We start from the raw sequence: 24,228 nt of genomic DNA, 5'->3' as shown, positions 1-24,228 counted from the left end.
TGAAAACGAAATTCTTTTCACTCTTGCTTTTAACTGTCTCCATGCTGCTAAATTCATGTAGCAAGACAGTGACCTTAAACCGGATGGTTCCAGCAGAAATAAGTGTTCCCACTTATGTCCAACGGTTATTACTTGTTGACAGGACGGCACCCCAAAGGGAGGGAATAGCCATCTTAGAAGGCATTCTTAGCGGGGAAGCTCCATTTGAGGTTAAAAATGCCGCAGAAGCTACCCTTACCACTGTGCAACAGGAATTGAATACTTCACCTAGATATGAAGTCATCAGAGCAAGGGAAAGGTTAAGGGGAGGACTTTTTGCACAGACTTTTCCCGCACCACTGATGTGGGAACAAATAGATGGGCTTTGTTCCGAATATGGAGTAGATGCTGTATTGGTATTAGAAAAGTTTTCCTCTGACTTTGTGATCACGGACAAAAAGAAGATGATAAAGAAAACGGTGGGAACGGGAAAAGATGCCAAAGAGATTGAGGTGCAGGGGATCTACCTGGAGGGCCTAGCCGCTGTCAGTGCCGGTTTTAGGTTATATGATCCCCAAACCAGAAATATTTTTGATCAGGCAAATTATGATAAAACCAACCTTTGGTCGGCGGAAGCAGAAACCAGAACACAAGCCGTAGCCTTGCTCATTGATAAGGTACGTGCCACACAATATGTAGGAAGAATGGCGGGGGCTAGTTATGCACATAGAATTGCACCTATGCATGTAACAATCAACCGGACCATGTACGATAAGCCAAAATCCAATCCTGCCCTTGCCAAAGGCTCAAGATTGGCTCAAGTGGGCCAATGGGAGGAGGCACTTGACTCTTGGCATCAGGGTTTGAATCAAATCAATGACAGGAAAACAGGAGGAAGGTTATGTCATAATATTGCCTTGGCCTATGAAGTGTTGAATGACCTGGAGGATGCGAGAATTTGGGCGGGAAGGGCCTTTACTGATTATGGCTTTAAGAAAGGCAGATCTTATGCCCAAGAGATTTCCGTTATAATGAGGCAGGAAGAAATTGTCAGAGAGCAATTGGCGAGGGATACTAATTGAGGCGTTATTTTTTTGTAAGTCACTAAAAACATGCCTTAGATTGTAATTTGGTAGGACCTGTTATGAGAAGAATAGGATTTTGCCTTACCTCTACGCAACAGGTTGGATGTGTAGGGAGTAATTTTTTTGGTGTTCAGGATATTTATCCTTGTACAATAGGGTGTTTTACCTAACAAAAGGATTGCTATTTAATTTAGAAAACCAGTAAATATCGGTAGAAGTCTTAGGGTGGTTTATAAAAAAGCCCCCCAATAATTGGAGGGCTAAAATTAGGTTAATCAATCAATTGGGAATCATTCCATGAGGGTCTATAACAAATTTCTTTGCCGCTCCACCGTCAAAGTCCTTATATCCCTGTACAGAATCCTGGAGGGAGATTACCTTTACATTTACAGCCTTGGCAATTTGTACTTTGTCGTACAGAATGGCATTCATCAGTTGCCGGTGGTATTTCATCACAGGGCATTGTCCGGTGTGAAAGTGGTGGGATTTGGCCCATCCCAATCCCAATCTAATGCTTAGGCTTCCTTTTTTAGCAGCCTCGTCCACTGCACCGGGATCCCCAGTGACATACAGTCCTGGAATGCCAATTCCTCCACCAGCCCTGGTGACATCCATTACCGAATTAAGGACTGTCGCAGGCATTTCCTTATCGGCATCGGCACCATGGCCTTTGGCTTCAAAACCTACGCAATCTATGGCACAATCCACTTCGGGAATGCCAATGATGTCTTCTATGGCATCGGCCAGGCTTACATCTTTTCTTAAATCTACAGTTTCGCATCCAAAGCTTCTGGCTTGCTCCAAGCGCTCGGGTATCATATCCCCCACGATGACAACAGCAGCACCCAAGAGGTGGCAGGAAACTGCACACGCCAAACCTACAGGCCCAGCCCCGGCCACATACACAAATGCCCCTGGACCTACTCCTGCAGTTACAGCTCCATGATAGCCGGTAGGAAAGATATCCGAAAGTAGTGTTAGATCCTTGATTTTTTCCATGGCCTGGTCCTTATCCGGAAACTTAAGTAAGTTGAAATCTGCGTAGGGCACCATCACGTATTCTGCCTGTCCACCTACCCAGCCCCCCATGTCCACATATCCGTATGCAGCACCTGGGCGCTCCGGATTTACGTTGAGACAGATACCTGTTTTTCCTTCCTTGCAGTTCCTGCATCTACCGCAGGCGATGTTGAAGGGCACAGAAACAAGATCACCTTCCTTAATAAATTCCACGTCCCTGCCCGCCTCTATGACCAATCCAGTAATTTCATGGCCAAGAACAAGTCCTTCAGGGGCAGTGGTCCGGCCTCGTACCATATGCTGGTCGCTTCCGCAGATATTGGTGGATACGATTTTTAGAATAACGCCATGGTGACATTTTCGTTCACCTAGAGCAAGTTTTGGGTATTCAATTTCCCGGACTTCTACTTCTCCGGGTTTAATGTAGGCTACGCCGTGGTTTTTACACATAATTGAAAGAAATTTTGGTTGACAGTTGGGTTTACGACAAGTAGAATGATTGGACGCTGCCGAAAAATCTATTGTCATAGAATCTTTAAGTTAGCCATTGTCAGGCAGAAATGCAATGGAATGTGGAGGTATTGTTTTAATAGCAATATATCTTTCTTCATACTTACCGCATTTTCTCTTTGTTGAAAATATCCAGTTTTCCGCTGCTAAAACAGGGGTTAAAATTTCATACATGCTATTCCACCCGCAAGAAATCCTAATGTACTTAGGAAGCTTGAATCATTTTCTATTTTCTTTAAAATCCTGCTTGAAATCTATTCACACATCACTAAAGAGGATATCTTGGCATGTATAAGCTATAAAGTAAGACGCTGACGAATTTGAAAGAGGCAAGTAGCCAAACGGACCTGCTGTTGGTCTATGAAAAATACTTAGAAACAGATTTTTCTATCAAATACAACTACCTATATCAGCTGGTGTTTTGGATTATATTTTTCAAAATGTAGCATAGTATATAATTAAACTTTGGGGAGCATTGGGAGAAAGGGGGATTTATCTTTTACTAAAACTGGAAGTAACATGGAAACCGGGGCTTATTTAATGAACCAAGGATTGAAACCTAGTCCAATGTTTTAAAATCGCCCGTCACCGAACAATTTTGTCCGCTACGTTTATATGCGTTGAACGCAATGTTACTTTTATGGTCAAAATAAGGGTTTTGGCGTGGCATGAAAGTGGAATTATCCCCCTGAAATCGAGCGTTTAAAGATTACAATACATAGTTTTTTCCTGATCAAACAAGACCTTGCGTAATATGTTAAAAAACTACTTAAAAATCGCGTGGAGAACCTTGTTAAGCAACCCTTTTAACAGCCTTGTCAGCATTTTGGGACTAGTGCTTGGGATGAGCTGTTGCTTGGTAATAGCACTTTGGGCCTCTCAGGAACTCAGCTTCAATGAATTTTTTCCGGAAGGCAAGCGAATTTTCAAGGTGAGAACCAATTACCTTTTTAACGGAGAGGTGATGACCAATAATCTTACTCCCGCACCGTTGGCTGAGGCATTGAAAAGTGAGGTGTCACAGATCGAATATGCCGCAAAATATGCAGATTGGGGGCCACAACTTTTGGTCAAAGACGACTACAATGCTATCAGGGAAAAAGGAATTTTCGCGTCTGACGACTTTTTCAATATTTTTCCTTTGAAAGTGATAGCAGGAAACCTCATAGATGCCCATATTTCGAATGAGCAGGTGGTCATTTCCAAAAGTGCAGCCGAAAGGTTATTTAACGGCAGTCCTGCAATAGGGGAAATCCTGATGATGGAAAACCAAGAAGGAAAGCTGAAATCCTATCTGGTCGGTGCGGTCGTTGAGGATCTGCCGGTAAACAGCTCCATTCAGTTTGACTGGGTCATTAATTTCAAAGAAATAGAGCAGCCTTGGATGAGTTGGGGGAATACGTCCTATTATTCCTATGTGAAATCGGTTCCTAATACCACAAGGGAAGACATGGAATTGGCTGCTAGTGCAATTTTTGCCAAGCATAGTGATTATGGGAAGGACAGCTATCCAGTATTTCAACCGTTGGCAGACATTCATTTATATGATGTATTTGAAAATGGGAAGGCAGCTGGTGGCAGGATTGCTCTGGTCAGAAACCTAATGCTGATAGGATTGCTTATTTTACTGGTTTCCTGCATCAACTTTGTGAGTTTGGTTACCGCAAAGGCAAGTATAAGGGGAAAGGAAATTGGGATCCGAAAAGTAATTGGTGCGAATAAAAATGCGTTATTGGCACAGTTTGGAAGCGAGTCTTTATTGGTTGCTACCCTAGCCCTTATGCTGACACTGCTGACCATAAGCCTACTATTACCCCTATTTAATTCCTATTTGGGTACCCAGCTGACGTTAGCGTGGCAAAATACCGGATTTTGGGGCTTACTATTAGCCGTTTGGGTGTTGGCATCGTTAATGTCATCTCTGTATCCTTCCTTTTTTCTGGCCAGTTTGCCGGTGTTCAATGCCCTAAAAAATCAGCTGAAGCCAGGGGTGAGCGGGGCTTATTTTAGAAAGGCGTTGATTGTATGCCAGTTTTTTATTTCTTCTTTATTTTTAGTGAGCATCTTGGTAGTTTATAGCCAGCAGGAATATCTACGCAAAAAGCACCTTGGTCTAGATAGGGAGAACGTGTAGTTCTTGCCGTTGGGAGGGGAGCTTTACCACAATATGGAAGTGCTGCAACAGGAAGTCATTAAATCATCCGCTATAAAATCCGCAACTGTCTCCACCTTTCTGCCAATCAACATACAGGCATACTCAGGAGACCTTTCTTGGCCTGGAAAAGATCCAGATCTCCAGTCAAAGGTTTCTGCGGCCTGGGTAGGGTATGACTTCGCAACTACAATGGGTATTCCGCTGAAAGAAGGAAGAGAATTTTCCCCTTTGCATCCAAGTGATACCCTTGCATATCTGGTGAATCAAAAGGCGTTGGATCTAATGGGCATTGAAGAAGATCCTATAGGGAGAGAAATTACATTTTGGAATGGTACCGGCCCAATAGTTGGTGTGATGGAAAATTTTCATTTGCAGTCATTGCACACCCCCATCACTCCGCTGATCCTTGTTCTGCAACCAGAAAATGCTTCCTATCTCTTAGTAAGGTCTGCTGATGGGCAACTGGAAAATGCTATAGCCGATCTGAGGAAGGTCACGGAAGCCATAAATCCGTTATATCCCTTTGAATATCATTTTTTGGATGAGGAACACGAAAGGCTTTATCTGTCCGAACAGATGATTAGCAGATTGGTTCTCATCTTTGGAGTGATCGCTATTTTTATTTCATGCCTGGGATTGTTGGGGTTGACTGCCTTTACCGTTTCAAGAATGGTAAAAGAAATAGGCATACGCAAAGTGTTGGGGGCTTCCGTGGTTGAGATTACGACCTTGCTTTCAAAAAGCTATTTAGGACTGATCCTAATCGGATGGCTGATAGCCCTGCCTGTTTCATGGATATTGCTGAATAGCTGGCTGGACAATTTCGCCTATAAAATAGACCTGGAATGGTGGTTTTTTATAGGTGCTGGGGTATTGACCATGCTGATTGCCTTGCTGACGGTGAGTTTCCAGTCGGTGAAGGCTGCCCTTATAAATCCTATTGAGTCTCTACGCAGCGAATAGGTGCGTAAAGACGAAATCCTGAGGAATTTAGGGTTGAATCTTTTTCCACGTTAACTTCCAATTGATTATATTTAGGTATGGAAAAAGAGGACAGCAAATCTCTGGCAAAAGAACCCGATTTGAGCTACGGGAACTATTCCTATGCGGATTACCTGACATGGGATATGGAGGAGATGGTTGAATTGATCAAAGGGAAAGTCTTCAGAAAAGCCGCCGCTGCTCCAAGGAGGATTCACCAATGGTGGGCTGGGAATTTATACACCGAATTGAACGTGTTTTTGAAAGGGAAAAAATGCCAGGCCTATATTGCTCCCTTCGATGTCCGGCTTCCAGTTAAGTCGAAAAAAGACGATAAAATTTTCACAGTTGTACAACCGGATATTTGCGTGGTTTGCGACTTAGACAAGTTGGACGAAAGGGGGTGTATAGGTGCACCTGATCTAGTGGTGGAAGTACTGTCACCCGGCAACAAACAGCTTGAACTCCAACACAAATATGAGGTTTATGAGGAATCTGGAGTAAAAGAATATTGGCTGATGGATCCCGAGGGGCAGACCCTCCTGATATACACGCTGATTCAAGGCACCTATCAACCCTCTCGCTGGATGACTTCCGGTGATACTGCCAAATCCTCGGTTATTTTAGGATTTGAATTGGATTTGGAGGCATTTTTTGATGAAATTAATTGAAAACCTTTTTATAGGTTGGAGTGGAGGAAAAAGTTTCCCCTGTTTTGTCTAAAACCTATAAGTATTCCTTCGAACTAACAGATGTCCCTGATTTAAGTGAAAATTCAAATCCTTTATCAGCGATTCTGTGAGTTTAGACTTTGCCTTGTCAATAATTAGATCAATACAGCGAAAGTGATTGGTCGTTTCAATAAGATAAATCAAGTATAATAATTTAAGTTGTTTGCCGATATTAATGACAGTGCCATTTGACCATTACAATTTACCTTATTCATTATTATCCTAAGTGTTGAAGATAAACCTGGGAAGGGATAAAAAATCAATATGCCCGTCGACGGACGATTTTGTCCGAATTGAATTTGTGTTAATTGATGAAATAAACCAATTAGGCGGTTTTTGGAATTTTTTTGATGGCATGAATGTAGCAGAAATGTTTTTGAAAAATAGATCAATAGAGAATGCTCAAAAACTACCTTAAAATCTCCTACCGAACTCTTTGGAAAAATAAAGTTTTCAGTGCTATAAATATTGTTGGATTGGCTATTGCCATGTCGGCCTGTCTGCTCATCCTCCACTATGTGAACTTTGAGCTGAGTTACGATAATTTTCGGAAACCGACGGTGTATCGCATAGCAGACTACGCTTACTTAAATGGAGAAATGGTCGGGAAACGGGCCCAGACACCCCCTGCATTGGCCCCGGCGTTCCAACGGGAGATTCCGGAAGTGATAGAAGCGGCCCGATTAGTTCATACGGCCCCTCTTATGTCGGATCCCGTTATGCAGGTGGGTGACCGGAGTTTTCATGAAGACAAAGTTTATTATGCAGATGCGGAATTCCTTGACATGTTTTCTTTTAATTTGGTTCACGGAAATAGGGACCTGGCACTTACCCAACCCAGCAACGTGGTAATTTCTAGGGAGATGGCGGAAAAGTATTTTCCCGGGCAAGATGGCTATGGGGAAGAACTTATGTTTTATATGGGGGAATGGGGGAATACACAATTAAAGGTTAGTGGAGTTTTTGAAAATATTCCCGAAAACTCCCATGTGCATACCGATTTTATCATCTCCTTCAATTCTATTCCATGGAACTTGGATGAAAACTGGGATTGGGGCAATTTTTATAATTATGTGGAACTAGCCCCTCAGAGTGATTTGGCAGTAGTTGAAGGAAAATTTTTGGAGGTACTGGAAAAATATCTGGGAGAGAGTTTGGCCGAATGGCGCAAAGCAGGATACACCTCCACGTTAAATCTACAGCCAATCCAGGATATCCACCTAGACTCCCATCTGGAGGCGGAAGCAGCACCTAACGGTAGCCGAAAGATGGTTTGGTTCCTAACTCTTATCGCTATTTTTATTTTGGTTATCGCCTGGATCAATTACGTGAACCTAACCGCCGCCAAATATGTGGAGCGGGCTAAAGAAATTGGCATTAGAAAAGTAGTGGGATCCAGTAAACGGCAGCTGATCGCACAATTTATGACCGACTCTTTTATGGTCAATGGGTTGGCAGCTATTTCGGCAATTATGCTTTCGCAACTATTAATGCCTTTTTTCCAAACACTTACGAAGGTAGAGTTTTCTCCTACTCCTTCCTCTGGAATGAGCATTGGCGTAGGAGCATTGTTTTTGACAGGCACTTTATTATCGGGTCTTTACCCGGCGTTTGTAATGTCTTCCTTTCAACCCTTGCAAATGATAAGGGGCCATTTAAAGAACCCAAGTCAGGGTGTACCAATTAGAAAAGTATTGACTATATTCCAATTTGCCGCCTCTATAGCCCTTATTGCGGGTACCTTGGGTGTAAGCCGGCAGCTTGGCTTTATGCAAGAGCAGGATAAGGGGCTGAATATGGAACGAACGCTTATCGTAAAGGGCCCGGGAATTAAGGATTCAACTTATCAACAGCATTTAGTCTTTTTCAAAAACGAAGTGAACAAGCTTCCCCAAATCCAAAAAGTAAGTGTTTCCTCTAATATCCCTGGCAAGGAACTGAGTTGGGCTAGGCAGTTTTACCAGCCAGCACAGCCAGAGAATGGAAAAGGCATAAATATCATCGCAATTGATGAAGATTTTTTCAAATTATACGGGGCAGATTTCCTTGCAGGCCGTAATTTTTCCCCTAAAGTTACTTCTGATCGTGGTAATTTGATCATTAACGAAACGGCAGCACGCCAGCTGGGGTTTGAAAATGCCGAAGATGCAACTCAAAACACAGTTATTTGGCATGAATCTGATGAAGATACATACGCCAAAATGATTATCGGAGTGATCAGGGATTTCAATCAGGAATCGCTCCATAAGGAAGTGGGACCGATGGTATTTGCTTTAAAGGAATACCTCAATGCACCATGGGCGGGCGAATATTATTCTGTGAAAATAAGTTCTGGAGACTATCCTACTGCCTTGAGCCTAATTGAGGCAAGATGGGAACAAGCCTTTCCCAATAGTCCCTTTGAATACTTCTTTCTCGACGATTATTTCAATAGTCAATACCTTTCTGAACAAAAATTCGCAAGGATTTTCAGCCTTTTTGCAGGTTTGGCCATATTTATTGCCTGTATTGGACTGTTTGGACTTTCCTCCTATATGACCTTACAACGAACCAAGGAGATAGGCATCCGTAAAGTTTTGGGGGCTTCCATCGTAAGCATAGTGGCCATTCTTTCCAAGGATTTTTTCGTGCTCATAGCTTCAGCAAGTGTAATCATATTACCTGTTATCTATGTTGTAATGAAAAATTGGCTTCAAAACTATGCCTATCAAATGGAAATCCAATGGTGGCTTTTGGGGCTGCCGATACTATTGGTTTGGTTTGTGGCCCTTCTTACCGTCAGCCTTCAAACCATAAAAACAGCGTTGGAAAATCCTGTGAACGCACTTCGGGCCGAATAAAATAAAATGGTGCGAACGAAAAGATGAATCTTCCCTTGATGGGAAAGCAGGTAAAATGTGTTGAATCTCTGCAAATTTCTAGCCATCAGCGGAAACTCAATGTAAAAACAGTTCTTTCTCCCGGGACCGAAGAAACCTCCAAGTTTCCTCTATGAAGGTTCATAATCTGCCTCGAAATGGCCAAGCCAATGCCAGAGCCGGATTTCTTCGTGGTATAGAAAGGTACAAATATCCTTTCCAAAGCCTCCGGTACAATTCCTTCTCCATGATCTATGACTTGGATGTAAGGTTGGGAATGGTTGTCTACGCCCCCCTTCAAGAGGATGGTCCTGTTGCTTGCCTTTGCCATGGCTTCCTTACCGTTTTTTACCAGATTGATAAGGATCATTTGTAGAAGTTCTTGGTCCCCTATGATTTCAAGGTCAAGTGGTGAAAGTTCACAGGTAAGGCTAATGTTGGAAATTAATAGGTCTTCGCTAAGTAAAATTCGTATGTTCTCAAAAAGAGATCGTACAGGGAATGCTTTTATGATTGGTTGGGGGATGTTTGTGTAATCCCTGTATGCATTCACGAAATCTACAAGGCCAATACTTCTTTTGGAAATGGTAGCCAAACCTTCGGACAGGTCCAAGTAACTTTCTTTATTTAGAAAGAGGGTTCCCTCTTCTTTCTCTGTGACATCCTCTTCTAAAATTATTCCCAGTGAACTCGCTAAGCTCGCTATGGGAGTCATGGAGTTCATGATTTCATGGCGAAGCACCTTGGTGAGGTTTTGCCAGGCTTCCAATTCATTCTTTTGCAGTTCCGATTTGATATTCTGAAAGGAAAGTAGCGTCCAGCTTTGACCCTCCATTTTAAAGGCTGCAGATTGGACATTCAGGTGGAGTTCCGAATCGATCCTTAATGAAAATGCCCCCCCTGGTTTGAGGCTAAGAACCTCATCCAGAAGCTCCATAGATAGTTTTCCCAGGTCGTGGATGTCTTTGAATTGGGGTATCTGCAGCAATTGCTTGGCGGTGCCGTTAATGACTCCAATCTTCCCAGTGCTGGTAAAAGAAATGATTCCAGTATTGACATGTTGAATCATAATTTGTAAAAAAAGCATCTGTTCCTCTTTTTGGGCCCTGGTTCTTTTAAAAGCTTCAATGACCTCATTAAATGACATGTTTAGTTCCTTAAAGGAGTTGCCCAGGTTGCTGTCCTTTGTAAAGGAACTGGAAAAATCAGAATACCTGATGGATTCCAAAAACCTACTTATTTTTCTATTGGTTCGCGATACGAAGGTTATTAGATTTAAGGATAAAAGAAGCACTGCTCCTGAACATAAAATGGACTGGGGAATGGAACCGTTCTGAACAAATAAATACGACCCTACTAAAGAGACGAGCACGATTAAGATTACCCTTATTGTTACCCCAAGAGAAAAAGATCTAAAGCCCATACCGTTCCAGTCTCCTATAAAGTGATGATCTTGTCAATCCCAATTCCTCTGCTGCCCGGGTGATATGCCCGTTGTGTTTTTGAAGTGCTTTGCGGATAAGGATTTTTTCCACATCCTCAATATTGAGGTGATCCAGAGAGACCAAGTCTTCCTGTTTTTCGGGCGTTTGGTGTTTCTGCATGAATAAATCCTCCGGCTGTAATACGCCGCGGGTGGTCATGATTACTGCCCGTTCAATGCTATGTTGGAGTTCCCGGATGTTTCCAGGCCAATGGTATTTTTGCATCCGCTTGATAAGGGCTTCCCCTGCTTTGCGAATGTCTTTGTTGTATTTTTTTGCATATACCTCTATAAAATGATCGGCAAGAAGGGGAATGTCTTCTAACCTTTCCCGTAAAGGTGGAAGCGTGACTTCAATGGTGTTGATGCGGTACAATAAGTCCTGTCGGAATTTATTTTCATATACCATGGTATGGACAGGCATATTGGTAGCAGAAATCAGGCGGATATTAATAGGAACTGTTTTGTTGGCTCCTACTTTTGTTACCTCTCTATTTTGTAGGGCGGCTAATAATTTGGACTGCAAGGCCAAGGGGAGGTTTCCAATTTCATCGAGGAACAGGGTACCCTTATTAGCCTGTTCAAACCTACCTATACGGTCGTCTTTGGCATCGGTAAATGCACCTTTTTTATGACCAAAAAGTTCACTTTCAAACAAGGAGGAGGTGATGGATCCAAGGTCAACTCCCACGAATGCTTCCCTGTGCCTTTTGGAGTTTCTATGTATGGCTCGTGCTATTAGTTCCTTTCCAGTTCCGTTTTCTCCGAGAATTAGGACATTGGCATCTGTGCCTGCCACCCTTTCTATGGTTTCAAACACCTTGACCATGGATGGGCTTTGTCCAATGATATCTTTGAATTTACTGTCTATATCCTGAAAGATCTGTTGTTGCTGATCCTTTAATTGGCTGATTTCCATTCTGGATTGCCTCAACTGAAGGGCAGCATGCAGCGTTGCCAACAATTTTTCGTTTTCCCATGGCTTTAGCACGAAATCAGTGGCTCCTTCCTTAATAGCCCTAACTGCGGTATTTACATCTCCGTAGGCCGTAATCAATACAACTACCGCCGATGAATCGAGTTCCAGAATCCTGTCCAACCAATAAAATCCTTCCTGTCCGCTGCTCACATCCTTGGTGAAATTCATGTCTAGCATGATGACATCATACTGTTCGTTTACCATCAAAATGGGAAGCAGTCCCGGGTTGGTCTCTGTGTCTACTTGGTAAAAGTGCCTTTTCAGAAAAATTTTGGCGGCCTTTAAAAGATCTTCGTTATCATCAACGATCAGGATCTTTCCTGGGTTTTGCTCTTTCATGCTATTGAATGTGGGGGTTGAAAGGTACGGTTAGCAGCTGAATCCGGGTCATATTTCCAAAGAATAAAAACGACCAATCCTCAATACCTGAATAGTGTCCTGATTTCCTTTTCTCTGCGTTCATGGTGTGATTTTTCAAAAGTATTTTATTCATCTTTTTTTTGTTACTGGGTGTCTTGCAATTCAGAGAAATCCAAAACTTGTACCGAAATGATACAGTCGAACAAGGTTTTCCCAAAAACGGGCAATCCTCTTCAAATGAGCAATTTTTATTTTTTCTTCCTGGGATATCGTACTTTTTTTGACCGCATCCTGCGTTGAATTTTGGTCGCTAGCGGACGATTCTGTTCGAAAATCTGCAGGCATTTTATGGTGAATTAGGCAATTTTGGCAATTTCAGGCTGTTTTTCTCATGGCATGTAATTGGCAAACAGGGAGGAGAGAATTAATGGAAAACATGGATAATGGATAGAAAGCTTGAAAAAAAGACTTGGACTCCCAAGTTCATCGCTCTGATTCTGGGAATTGCTTTGTTACTTGGTTTTGTGATCTACCAGTTGTTGCTAGCAGATACCAGGTCCTCCATGAATGTCAATATGGAAAGAGTGACCATTGCAACCGTAAAGGAAGGGGAATTTACCGATTATATTCCAGTGAGTGGGTCCATTGAACCTGGTGAGGTTTTCTACCTAGATGCCCTGGAAGGAGGCAATATTCAACACATTGTCAGAGAATCTGGCGCTGTGGTCGAAAAGGGCGACACCATACTGCTGCTTTCCAATTCCAAGTTGCAACTGGAGGTAATGGAAAGGGAATCGGGGTTATACTTCCAGATCAACAACCTGCGGCAGGTAAGGTTGCAGTTGGACCAAAATGACCTCAGCCAGCAGGCACAACTGGCGGAAATTGATTATCAGATAAGCTTGTTCAGGCCCCAATATGAAAGGTTTAAGGAGCTTCATGTTAAAAAGTTGGTTTCAGACCGGGAATTTGAAGAGGTGAAGGAACAATATGAGTATAATGTCAAGCGTAAGAAGCTAACCTATGAAGCTTACAGGAATGATTCTATGTCCCGGGCAATTCAGAAAAAACAATTGCAGGATTCGGAAATGAGAATGAACCAATCCCTGGATGGGGTAGGGCATATCCTGGATAACTTGGCATTGAGGGCACCGATCTCAGGCCAGCTTTCAACTGAACAGATTGAAATCGGTCAATCCATAATCCCTGGACAACGGTTTGGTCAAATTGATATTCTCGATAAATTCAAGGTAAGGGTTCAGATAGACGAACTTTATTTGCCTAGGGTTTATACAGGATTGAAGGGCACCTTTAGTTTTTCAGGTGGAAACCACGAATTAGAGATTTCCAAAATTTACCCCAATGTGACGGCAGGAAGATTTGAAGTAGATATGTCGTTTACCGGTGAGGTTCCCTCGGGCATTCGAAGAGGGCAAACTGTAAGGATTAGGCTGGAACTAGGAGAAAGCCAACAGGCAACTCTATTACCCACTGGGGGATTTTACAAGGACACCGGAGGTAACTGGGTGTTTGTGGTGAACCAATCGTCCGGAAAAGCAATAAGGCGAAATATCCGATTGGGTAGGAAGAATCCGGAATACTACGAGGTAGTAGAGGGGGTTCTGCCAGGAGAAAAGGTAATTGTAAGTGGGTACGAAAATTTTGGTAAAAATGAGGTGCTGAACCTGAAGTAACACAGGGGCCAAGGAAGTCGAAAAATTCCTTTCACCACACAATAGTAATAACTTCAATAAAATTTATATCAAGGAATATAACTTCTAACCTAATGGAAAACACCATAAAAACAGTAAATCTTAAAAAGCTCTACGCCACGGAGGAGGTAGAGACCACCGCTTTGGACGAGATCAATATTGAAATCAAAAAAGGGGAGTTTGTGGCTATCATGGGGCCTTCTGGATGTGGTAAATCAACCCTGCTGAATATCATCGGCCTACTGGATAACCCGGAGTCAGGGGAGTATTTCTTCCTCGGGGAGGAGGTGGCAAATTATTCAGAAAGAAAGCGTTCCCAATTGAGAAAGGGGAATATCGGTTTTGTCTTTCAGAGTTTTAATCTGATTGATGAATTGACGGTTTACGAAAATGTAGAACTTCCTCTACTATACCTCAAAACCCCCAGCGATGAGCGAAAAAGAAGGGTGGAGGAGGTGTTGTCCCGCATGCACATTATGCACCGAAGGGACCATTTCCCTCAGCAGCTTTCCGGTGGGCAGCAGCAAAGGGTAGCCATTGCCAGGGCCATTGTGGCCAAACCCGCGGTGATTTTGGCTGACGAACCCACGGGTAACCTGGACTCTGCAAACGGGGAGGAGGTGATGCGGCTTTTGGAGGAACTGAACAATGAAGGAACGACCATAGTGATGGTGACTCACTCACCCCATGATGCCAATTATGCCCATAGGATCATCAACCTTTTTGACGGTAAGGTGGTGACAGAGAATATTAGAGAGCAGTTTCATGTTTAGGGAGGTTGGATGTTAGGGTGTTAGGATGTTGGGAGGTTTGGGAGTTGGGATGTTGGGGCTTTGTGAATTGAGTAATTATTGTAGGGTTCATTGTTTCATTTGTTTTGATTCTTATCAGTTATGGAAAATTTTAAGTTTGAAAAATTGCGGATATGGAAGAGTGCAATGGATTTTGGTGAACAGATATTCATCTTGTCCAAAGATTTCCCCAAAGAAGAAATGTATAATCTGAGCTCCCAGATCTTAAGAGCCTCTGATTCCATTGCTCTCAATATTGCCGAGGGTGCTACAGGGCAATCAAACGCTGAATTCAATAGATTCATAGGATATTCCCTTAGATCCTTGGCTGAAGTAGTAGCTTGCTTACACAAAGCCATTCGAAGAAATTATATCACCAACGAGGTGTTTTCCAAAATTTACAACAACGCATTTGTTCTAATGAATAGCATAGCCGCTTTCCGCAACACCCTTAAACCAAAAGCAATCAAAAAAGGATAACCAACCTCCAAACCTCCAAACATCCCAACCTCTAAACCTCTAAACACCCTTTCCCCCATTCCCATGTACAAAAACTATTTCAAAATCGCACTTCGTGGATTTGCCAAGCACAGGCTCACATTCTTCATCAACCTTTTCGGATTGGCACTAGGGCTATGGGCAGCCATATTAATAGGATTATGGGTCCGGTCCGAGTTGAATATGAATCGGGAATTTGCGGAGATTGATCAAGTCTACCGCATCATGGAACACCAACGATACGGCTCTGATATATTCACCACCACTTCTACGCCTGGTCTGCTTGCCAATGCGTTGAAGGAGGAGTATCCAGAGGTGGAAAGAGCTGCCACCTATTCATGGAATGAGAAGAACCTGTTTGTAAAAGACGAGAAGCGGCTAAACCTAAACGGATTTTATGCAGGAGAGGACTACCTTTCTATTTTTCAGTATCCCATCATGCATGGTGACAGAGACAGGGCTCTTTCAGATAAATCCTATATTGTGCTTACCTCCACAGCCGCTGAGCGAATATTTGGACATTCCCATGTACTGGGAGAAACCATTACCATGAAGGAAACCGAAGGAGAACATTCCTTTATTGTTCAGGCAGTTTTAGAGCCTCTGGCCCATGATCTTGACAACCAATTTGACTATATACTTCCCTACCAATTTATGTTTGATAAACCCTATAATTCTTGGCTTCATGATTGGGGAAATAACGGACCGAGTACGGTGGTAAAATTAAATAAGGAGTCTGATTATCAGGTTTTTTCCTCCAATATCCAAAGTTTTATAAAGGAGAGAAATGAAGGTTCTAATATCGTTTTATTCGCCTATCCCCATCAGGACTTGTACTTATTTGGAAGGTTTGCAGATGGGATGCAACAAGGAGGCAGAATTGAATACGTCAAGCTTTTTTCCATCATAGGCTTATTTGTGCTTATCATAGCCTGTATTAATTTCATGAACTTATCCACCGCCAAATCTCAAAAAAGAGCAAAGGAGGTGGGTGTGAGAAAAGTAGTTGGCGCAGAAAAAGGCGCCCTGATAGGTCAATTCTTGAGTGAATCCTTAATGGTGACCGTTTTTGCAGGGATGTTTGCACTAGTTTTGGTTCAACTTACCTTACCCATTTTTAATAACCTCACCGATAAAACAATGAGAATCCCTTATGATGAAGGGGTTTTTTGGATGCAATTTATCTGTGTTTTGCTGTTTACAGGTTTGCTGGCAGGAAGTTATCCTGCATTTTATCTTTCAGCTACCAAGGTGGTTTCTGTGTTCCGTAGTACTGCCAAATCCGGCTCTGCTGTGGTTTGGGCCAGAAAAGGATTAGTGACCTTTCAGTTTATCTTAGCGACGATCCTAATTGTGGGTACTGTAGTAGTGTACCAGCAAATCAATTATGCACTAAAACAAAACCTGGGGTATGACAAGGATCAACTTGTATTGATACAGTTAGAAGGCAAGTTGATGGAGAATTTTGAGATGTTCAAAAATGCGTTAAGCAACCACTTCGAGGTGAATGCCATAAGCAGATCCAATCATTCTATGATGGGCAGGAATTCCAGTAGTGGAAACATTTCCTGGGAAGGTAAAGATCCTGATTTTACGGCACTTTTTGAAATTATGCGTGTGGATTATGATTATATAGAAACGATGGGGTTTGAATTGATCAAAGGAACTGATTTTTCAAGGGACAAAGGTGCGGACTCAATTCAAGGAGCCTTAATCAATAGACGGGCTTACGAACTGATCACTCAAGACCATCCAGAGGCAGTATCCTTCAATGTCCTTGGGGATGAGCGAGAAATTATCGGGGTGGTTGAGAATTTTCATTTTCAGAGTTTTCATCAGCTGATGGAACCTGTCATTCTGTTACTAGATCCTTCATATGCCAATCATGCCTTTGTTAAAGTCAATGCGGTAGATATGCAAAATACGATGTCCTCCCTACAAAGCACCGCAGAAAGCCTTAACCCGGACTTCCCGTTTCAGTACAGTTTTATGGATGAAAATTATGCCAGGATGTACAGGGATGATGTGCGTACCAGTGAACTGGCGAAGTATTTCAGTATTTTAACCATACTGATATCCTGTTTGGGACTTTTGGGATTGTCCTCTCATATTGCTGAACAAAAAACCAAAGAGATCGGGATTCGAAAAGTCTTGGGCGCTTCTACCTTTTCCATTCTCAACGTAATCAATAAAGAGTTTATCCTGATTGTGGTGATTTCCATAATCATTGGATCAGGTTTAAGTTATTGGCTTATGCAGAGTTGGCTGTCCAATTTTGCCTATAGAGTAGATTTTGCCTGGTGGTTTATTCCTATGGCAGCAGTTGCTATCCTGATTATTGCCTATATGACAGTAACCCTGCAGGCATATAAATCCACTCAAATTAATCCTGCCAGTACGTTGAAGATAGAGTAGCTACCAAGAGCTTGACTTGCCTACATTTGCGGCATTTCAAAGATATATGGCAATTGGATTAAGATTAGCATTGAGAGCTATTGTAATGGGCACTGTAAGTCTTCATTCCAAATAACTAAATGAGAATTTTAATTGCATAGGGTGAAAAAAAATTGATTAATAACCAAAAATAGAATGGTAGTAAATCCTTCTTTGCCCGCTAGCGCACAAAACTGTTCGGATTCAAGAGGGGAATATTCCAAACAGCCCAAAAACACATGAAATCGAGCCTATCTTGACGGCAGTCAGGGCATGACGAAGACGACACACAGAGGGATGATTATTGAACATGCGAGATTCCCCCGGAGCGAGTCCGGGGCAGGCTATGTGACCATTAAAAAAAAATTATAAACACATGAAGTCGAGCCTGTCCTGACGGCAGTCAGGGCATGAGGAGAACCTCACACGGAGGGATGATTATCAAAGCGAGATTCCCCCGAAACAAGTTCCCCGAAACGAGTTCGGGGCAGGCAGGGGCAGGCTATATGACCGCTGAAAAGACAATTATAAACACATGAAATTGAGCCGTTTTTCGTGGCACTATCATGGATAAACCATAATAAGAACCTCCAAGGATATTTGTCCATAGGGGCTTTTCACAATTTAGTCATTTTGATAAAACTTTGCTTTACTGACATGCTAAAAAACTACCTAAAAATCTTTATTCGTAACCTAAGAAAAAACCCTGTATTCATTCTGATAAATATCTTGGGCTTATCGGTTGGAATGGCGGTAAGTATGTTGATCTTTTTATTTGTTCAGCATGAGTTGAGTTATGATGGCTACCATGAAAATAAAGACCGGATATTTAGGGTGTCCAGGGCTTTCAGCACTCCCGATGGGGATACCAATCTTCATCTGGGACATACAGCACCACCCTTTGGTCCCCTTTTGAAATCAGATTTCGTAGGTCAAGTGGCCGAATCGGTACGGGTGATGAACGTCAATGTTGTTGTCAAGGAAGGTGCTAAAATTGTTGAAGAAGAGCGCTTTTTCTTTTCTGACCCGGAGGTATTCCGAGTCTTTTCGTGGAATGTAATAGACGGCGATCCAGATAGTGCTCTTACCTATCCCGACGGCTTGGTGATCAGTGAAACCCTGGCATACAAGTATTTTGGTGAGGAAGATCCCATGGGCCAGTCGTTTACCATTATGATTGGAAGCGAGAAGTTTGAAATGTCGGTCAGGGGGATTATGGAAGATGTGCCGGACAACTCGCATTTTAAACCAGAAATTTTAGCATCTATGGAGCCGGTAGTAGCCTATTATGGAGGCTATGAGTCTATGATGAAAGACTTCGGGGGCAACAATTTTGGCACTTATCTGAAGTTGGAACCCGATGTGGATTACAAAGAATTTGAGTCGCAGTTACCTGATTTTATAAACAGGCATTTGCCAGCTGGTTCTCAGGGTCTTTCTGCCGCTTCTGGTACTAGGCTTCACCTTTGGCCCATTACCGATATCCACTTATTTTCTAACCTGGACTCCGAGATAGCACCCAACAGCAGTATGGAGAATGTATATATTTATTCTGCCATCGCGGTTTTCATTTTGTTGATAGCCTGCATCAACTTCATGAACTTGGCCACCGCCCGATCTGCAAAGAGAGCAATGGAGGTGGGGCTACGAAAGGTCATGGGAGCGGATCGACAACTACTGGTAAAACAGTTTATGAGTGAGACTATTTTGATGTCTTTGATAGCTATGATCATCGCCTTGTTCATTGCTGTGATAGCTTTACCATTATTTGAAAATTTTACTGGTAAATTATTCTCAACCAATTTTTGGGAACATCCCGAGTACATAATAGGCCTTACCGCTTTGGTTTTAATTGTGGGTTTAATTTCAGGAAGTTATCCTTCTTTGTTTTTGTCCGGATTTCAACCCGTGAAAGTCTTGAAAGGCACCTTTAAAATCGGTTCAGTTCATGAAAAACTAAGGTCGATACTGGTGGTAGGCCAATTTGCCATCAGTATCCTATTAATAGTAGCTGTGCTGATAGTAGTGGACCAGCTGGACTTTATGAAAAATAAGGAACTGGGCTTTGAGAAGGATGAGATTGTGGTCTTGCCTGCATATGACGAATTCATAAGCAATTTTGAAATTATGCGTGAAAGACTACTCCAGCAAAGGGGGATTAAAGAAGTGGCTCTTGGAAGTAGAATACCTTCCGGAAGACTGCTGGATGCTCAGGGAACAAAGGCGGAAGTCAATGGTGAGCTAAGCCCAATGGATATTCGGGTGTCGGACATCCATGTGAGCCACTCCTTTATCAGGACCTTTGGCATGCAAATTCAGGCAGGAAGGGATTTTGATGTTGAACTTGCGAGTGATTCCACCCAGGCATTTATCCTCAATGAAGCTGCCGTACGTGCCATTGGCTGGTCAAGTCCAAAAGAAGCAATCGATAAGCAATTGCATTATGGCATTCGAAGGGGATATGTGGTGGGAGTAGTCAAAGATTTTCATTTTGAATCCTTACATCAACCGATTTCTCCCATGGTTTTTTTGATTCCCACAGACCGGATCAATGAAATAGCTATCAAAGTGGACAAGGCTGATTTCGATGCAACTATTGCCTACCTCAACGAAGAGTGGCGGGCCATCCGCCCGGATTTCCCCTTCAACTACTACACGGTTGCTGGGAGGTTTGATCAGCAATATGAAGCCGAAGAAAAAGTAGGAGCCTTGTTCGGGTTTTTTGCAGGTCTGGCAATCATCATTTCTGTTTTGGGGCTGTTTGGACTTTCGGCTTACGCAACCGAACAGCGAACCAAAGAGATCGGCATACGGAAAGTAATGGGTGCCAGCATTTGGAACATCGTTGCCTTACTAGGGATAGATTTCCTAAAGCTGGTGTTTGCAGGATTTGTTATTGCAACCCCTATAGCCTGGTGGCTAATGAGCCATTGGTTGGGAAATTTCGCCTACAGCATTTCTATTTCCTGGATAGTGTTTCTGATAGCGGGACTAGGGGCCACCTTGGTTGCAGCCCTTTCGGTCAGTAGCCAGTCCCTTAGGGCAGCCATGATTAATCCTGTGGATGCATTTAAAGTGGAATAGGGCACTCAAACCCAGACATCAGTTTGGTGAAAGGGCTTCCAAGGACTGCTAATTAGTAACTATAAAGGCGATGATATTCTTTAAAAAAACTGGTGATGTTTTCCTCAGAATTGAATGTACCGCCTGCTCGACCAGCAATTCTATACCGTTCTCCTACACAATGGAGTAAATCGGTGTTTTTTTGCACTTCTTTTTCGAATAATTACTTTTTCAGGATTTTCAAAATCGAAATACTTGCTTATTAGATCGAAGTCTGAACCACATTTTTAGAGGTGTGAGAATATGCCAAAGATACAAGCATTTCAAATGTGGTTTTACCAATATGTATAAGAATTATTGAGCCGACTTACTGATTTTTTGGCGAATACAATTACAAATGTTGTATTAATTTGGCGGATGTATTTGCATTTCTATTTGATTATTTGGTAAATCACATTGATAAAATTGCAGAATCTTGATGATAAAAAGGTACTTGTTTTTTTGCCCGTCAACGAACAATTATGTACGAAAATGCAAGCCAATTATCCCACTTTCTCTGTCATAGGCTATTTTGCGTGTATTTTTACTGGTACAGAAATAGAAAGGAAGTAGGATGATAACTATCTTTTCATTGGTATTATTTCCACGGTATTTACAAATGCGACTCAGAGAAAAAATCCTGCGGGAACTCAGGGAAAGACAGGTTAAAAAAGGTAAGGATAAACTTGAATAGAACCGGTAATTAATCCACCATGATAAAAAACTACTTTAAAATAGCGTTTAGAAACCTGCTAAGCAACAAAGCCTTTTCGGCTATCACTATACTGGGACTGGCCATTGGGATCGCAACTTGTCTGCTGATCCTGCAATTTGTACAAAGCGAACTAGGTTACGACAGTTTTCATGAAAAGGCAGACCGGATCGTGCGCGTGGTCTTTCGAGGATCGGTTCAGGGAGGGTCGATGAATGAAGCACATGTAATGCCCCCAGTTGCTGAAGCGCTTAAGGCAGATTATCCTGAGGTAGAGCAAGCTACCCGGATCAGAAAGATAGGGTATCCTAAAGTCACCCATAACAACAATTCTTTTCGAAATTACGCTGCTGCCTATGTTGATGCCAACCTTTTTCAGGTTTTTACTTTTCCTTTAATAAAAGGGGATCCAGCAACTGCTTTGGTGGAACCCCATACCATTGTTATTTCCGCCACTGCAGCCCAAATTTTCTTTAAAGAACAGGACCCGCTTGGGAAAGAGCTATGGATGAATGATGGCAATGACCGGTTCACTGTTACGGGAGTGATGGCCGATATACCTGTCAATTCCCACTTTCATTTTGACCTCTTTGCGTCCATGTCGACTTTCCCAGAGGCAAAAAACCCTTCCTGGATGGTTTCTGAGTTTTATACCTATTTGTTATTACAACCCGGCTATGAATATAAAAACCTGGAAGCCAAACTTCCAGAAGTAGCTGAAAAATACATAGGTCCACAACTGCAAGAGGCAATGGGAATCAGTTTTGACCAGTTTAAGCAAGCTGGAAACAACATCGGTATCTTTTTGCAGCCACTCACCTCTATTCATCTGCATTCTGATATGATGGGGGAACTTGGGCCTGGTGGTGATGTTCGCTATCTCTACATTTTTGGAGCCATTGCTCTATTTATGCTCCTAATCGCAAGTATCAATTTCGTAAACCTCTCCACAGCCAGTGCCAGCAAAAGAGCCAGGGAAGTTGGTGTCCGTAAAGTATTAGGGTCGGAACAACGACAGCTAGTTTGGCAATTCCTGATGGAATATATACTATTGAGCCTATTTGCTTTATTGGTTGCGATAGTACTGGTCAACTTAGCATTACCGGTTTTTAATGAACTGTCGGGAAAGGAAATAGCCATTCCATATTTTTCCAGCCCGTGGACTTTGCCAACCCTGCTTGCGTTTGGACTGATGGTGGGAATAGTTGCCGGCATTTATCCGGCATTTTTCCTTTCCTCCTTCAAACCTGTTGCTGTATTGAAAGGATCCCAATTTCCCAACTTATCCGGTAAAAGATCAATTGGTTTGCGGAGTGGCCTTGTAGTCTTTCAATTTACAGTCTCAGTGATTTTAATTATCGGAACTATCGTAGTGTATAATCAACTGGAGTATATTCAAAATAAAAACCTTGGTTATGACAAAGAGCAGGTATTGATTCTCCCTAATATCGGTAATAATGCGGAGGTATTTCGGAATCAATTACTACAGGATTCCAGAGTCGAGAACGTCAGCATTTCCGGATATCTCCCCTCGGGGCAATCCTACAATAATAATTTCTTTTTGTTTCCAAATGAAAACGTCAGCAAGCAGATAAAAACCTTGAGATATGACGTGGATAACGCATATATACCGTCAATGGGCATGGAAATAATAGCAGGTAGGAATTTTTCGGACAAATTTGGGAACGAACAGGAGTCCATTATTCTAAATGAGACCGCTGTGAAGGTTTTGGGTTGGGAAAATGAAGCGTTGGGCAAGACACTTACCCACTCGGACAATGAGGGAAACAAGACAACTTACCAGGTCATTGGCATAGTAAAGGACTTCCATTTCAGATCACTGCATGAGCGCATTTTTCCGCTCGTTATGGTTAAGGGCAATGCGGAAGGTGCAGTGATTGCCAAAATCAACACCTCTGACGTAGGTGGGTTGCTTGAAGATGTGAAATTGAAATGGGCTTCCCTTGCAGGCGACGAGCCATTTGAATACTCTTTCTTGAACGACCGCTTTTATCAAACCTATCAAGCTGAGCGGAGAATGGGATATATCCTTTCGGTGTTTGCATCTCTTATCATTTTTGTTGCCTGCTTGGGGCTATTTGGGCTTGCCTTGTTTACCGCTAAACAGCGGCATAAAGAGATCGGAGTCCGAAAGGTTCTAGGTGCGGACGTATCCACTATTGTTGCCATGCTTTCAAGGGATTTTCTGAAATTGGTGGTATTCTCTGCACTGTTAGCCTCTCCTATAGCCTGGTGGCTAATGAGCCATTGGTTGGAAAGCTTTGCCTACCGGATAGATATATCCATCTGGACCTATCTGGGTGCTGGAGCGATAGTGGTTGTGGTGGCGTGGCTAGCTGTTGGCTACGAGGCGATTAAAGCGGCCATGATGAATCCTGTTGAGGCCTTACGCTCCGAATAGGAGTGTAAAGCTGTAGAATTCAGGGTTGATTCCCTCCGAACGAAGTGAGGGCCTGAGCGTTCAGGTTATGTAGTGATCGGTGATCGGTGAAAATGGAGAATGGAGAATTGAAAAAAAACGGAGAATTGGTTTAATTTCAGGCATAGCTGTGTTGGTAATAGCTTGGCTGACCCTTAGTTTTCAATCGGTAAAAGCAGCGTTGGTGAATCCAGTGGACTCGTTGATGTCAAACTGATTTTAAGAATGAAGGAGAATAGATGAAGGGTGAAATAGATTGGAGGAAGTACCTAGGGATAAAGGGAATCCCTATCTTAATCTTCGGATAAGAGATCTATTGAATATGGACTTCTTTAAATTCCAATTTTTGTGTTTAGCAATAATTAAATTATTGACCAATCTTTAAATGGGCATCTACCT

General features: G+C 42.5%; 15 protein-coding genes. 11 read left to right on the top strand and 4 right to left on the bottom strand.

What is annotated here, in order from left to right:
• Nucleotides 1-83 precede the first annotated feature (83 nt).
• Complete coding sequence (locus tag DB520_RS22905; protein WP_198675430.1) at nt 84-1,061, top strand: DUF6340 family protein; 978 nt, start codon at nt 84-86, stop codon at nt 1,059-1,061.
• Nucleotides 1,062-1,343: 282 nt separating this feature from the next.
• On the opposite strand, the gene fdhA is transcribed toward DB520_RS22905, so the two are convergent.
• Together fdhA and DB520_RS26840 are read right to left on the bottom strand one after the other, a co-directional pair.
• A complete protein-coding gene (gene fdhA, locus DB520_RS22900; RefSeq protein WP_114752114.1) occupies nt 1,344-2,534 on the bottom strand; it encodes a formaldehyde dehydrogenase, glutathione-independent in 1,191 nt (396 codons plus the stop codon).
• A 90-nt stretch (nt 2,535-2,624) separates the two neighbouring features.
• Entirely contained in the window at nt 2,625-2,768 is a 144-nt protein-coding gene (locus DB520_RS26840) for a hypothetical protein (protein WP_157972214.1), read from the bottom strand.
• 580 nt (nt 2,769-3,348) lie between these two features.
• Between DB520_RS26840 and DB520_RS22895 the strand changes: the two genes are divergently transcribed.
• The 4 genes from DB520_RS22895 to DB520_RS22870 all read left to right on the top strand — a co-directional run bounded on the left by DB520_RS22895 (nt 3,349) and on the right by DB520_RS22870 (nt 9,301).
• Nucleotides 3,349-4,728, top strand: a complete 1,380-nt coding sequence (locus DB520_RS22895; protein ID WP_114752113.1) for an ABC transporter permease — start codon at nt 3,349-3,351, stop codon at nt 4,726-4,728.
• Between the two features lie 33 nt (nt 4,729-4,761).
• The gene (locus DB520_RS22890) at nt 4,762-5,712 is read left to right on the top strand and encodes an ABC transporter permease (protein WP_114752112.1); all 951 of its coding nucleotides are present in this window, start codon (nt 4,762-4,764) and stop codon (nt 5,710-5,712) included.
• Between the two features lie 77 nt (nt 5,713-5,789).
• The gene (locus tag DB520_RS22885) at nt 5,790-6,401 is read left to right on the top strand and encodes a Uma2 family endonuclease (protein WP_114752111.1); all 612 of its coding nucleotides are present in this window, start codon (nt 5,790-5,792) and stop codon (nt 6,399-6,401) included.
• Between the two features lie 458 nt (nt 6,402-6,859).
• On the top strand, nt 6,860-9,301 hold the full coding sequence (locus tag DB520_RS22870) for an ABC transporter permease (RefSeq protein WP_114752109.1): 2,442 nt from the start codon (nt 6,860-6,862) through the stop codon (nt 9,299-9,301).
• Nucleotides 9,302-9,386: 85 nt separating this feature from the next.
• On the opposite strand, the gene DB520_RS22865 is transcribed toward DB520_RS22870, so the two are convergent.
• Both DB520_RS22865 and DB520_RS22860 read right to left on the bottom strand, forming a co-directional pair.
• Complete coding sequence (locus DB520_RS22865; protein ID WP_232835120.1) at nt 9,387-10,547, bottom strand: sensor histidine kinase; 1,161 nt, start codon at nt 10,545-10,547, stop codon at nt 9,387-9,389.
• A 184-nt stretch (nt 10,548-10,731) separates the two neighbouring features.
• A complete protein-coding gene (locus DB520_RS22860) occupies nt 10,732-12,120 on the bottom strand; it encodes a sigma-54-dependent transcriptional regulator (protein ID WP_114752107.1) in 1,389 nt (462 codons plus the stop codon).
• A 464-nt stretch (nt 12,121-12,584) separates the two neighbouring features.
• Between DB520_RS22860 and DB520_RS22850 the strand changes: the two genes are divergently transcribed.
• The 6 genes from DB520_RS22850 to DB520_RS22825 all read left to right on the top strand — a co-directional run bounded on the left by DB520_RS22850 (nt 12,585) and on the right by DB520_RS22825 (nt 23,811).
• Nucleotides 12,585-13,835: an efflux RND transporter periplasmic adaptor subunit gene (locus tag DB520_RS22850; RefSeq protein ID WP_114752105.1), complete on the top strand. Its 1,251-nt coding sequence runs from the start codon at nt 12,585-12,587 to the stop codon at nt 13,833-13,835.
• Between the two features lie 92 nt (nt 13,836-13,927).
• Nucleotides 13,928-14,626, top strand: a complete 699-nt coding sequence (locus DB520_RS22845) for an ABC transporter ATP-binding protein (protein WP_232835119.1) — start codon at nt 13,928-13,930, stop codon at nt 14,624-14,626.
• 120 nt (nt 14,627-14,746) lie between these two features.
• Complete coding sequence (locus tag DB520_RS22840) at nt 14,747-15,124, top strand: four helix bundle protein (protein WP_114752103.1); 378 nt, start codon at nt 14,747-14,749, stop codon at nt 15,122-15,124.
• A 63-nt stretch (nt 15,125-15,187) separates the two neighbouring features.
• Nucleotides 15,188-17,557, top strand: a complete 2,370-nt coding sequence (locus DB520_RS22835; protein ID WP_114752102.1) for an FtsX-like permease family protein — start codon at nt 15,188-15,190, stop codon at nt 17,555-17,557.
• Nucleotides 17,558-18,232: 675 nt separating this feature from the next.
• On the top strand, nt 18,233-20,659 hold the full coding sequence (locus DB520_RS22830; protein WP_114752101.1) for an ABC transporter permease: 2,427 nt from the start codon (nt 18,233-18,235) through the stop codon (nt 20,657-20,659).
• A 731-nt stretch (nt 20,660-21,390) separates the two neighbouring features.
• Complete coding sequence (locus tag DB520_RS22825; RefSeq protein ID WP_114752100.1) at nt 21,391-23,811, top strand: ABC transporter permease; 2,421 nt, start codon at nt 21,391-21,393, stop codon at nt 23,809-23,811.
• Nucleotides 23,812-24,228: the final 417 nt, after the last annotated feature.

It is taken from the genome of Pleomorphovibrio marinus, from assembly GCF_003347495.1.
GTDB lineage: Bacteria > Bacteroidota > Bacteroidia > Cytophagales > Cyclobacteriaceae > Pleomorphovibrio > Pleomorphovibrio marinus.
Note: the sequence above shows the minus strand (reverse complement) of the source record. Positions and strands in the feature narration are given on the sequence as shown.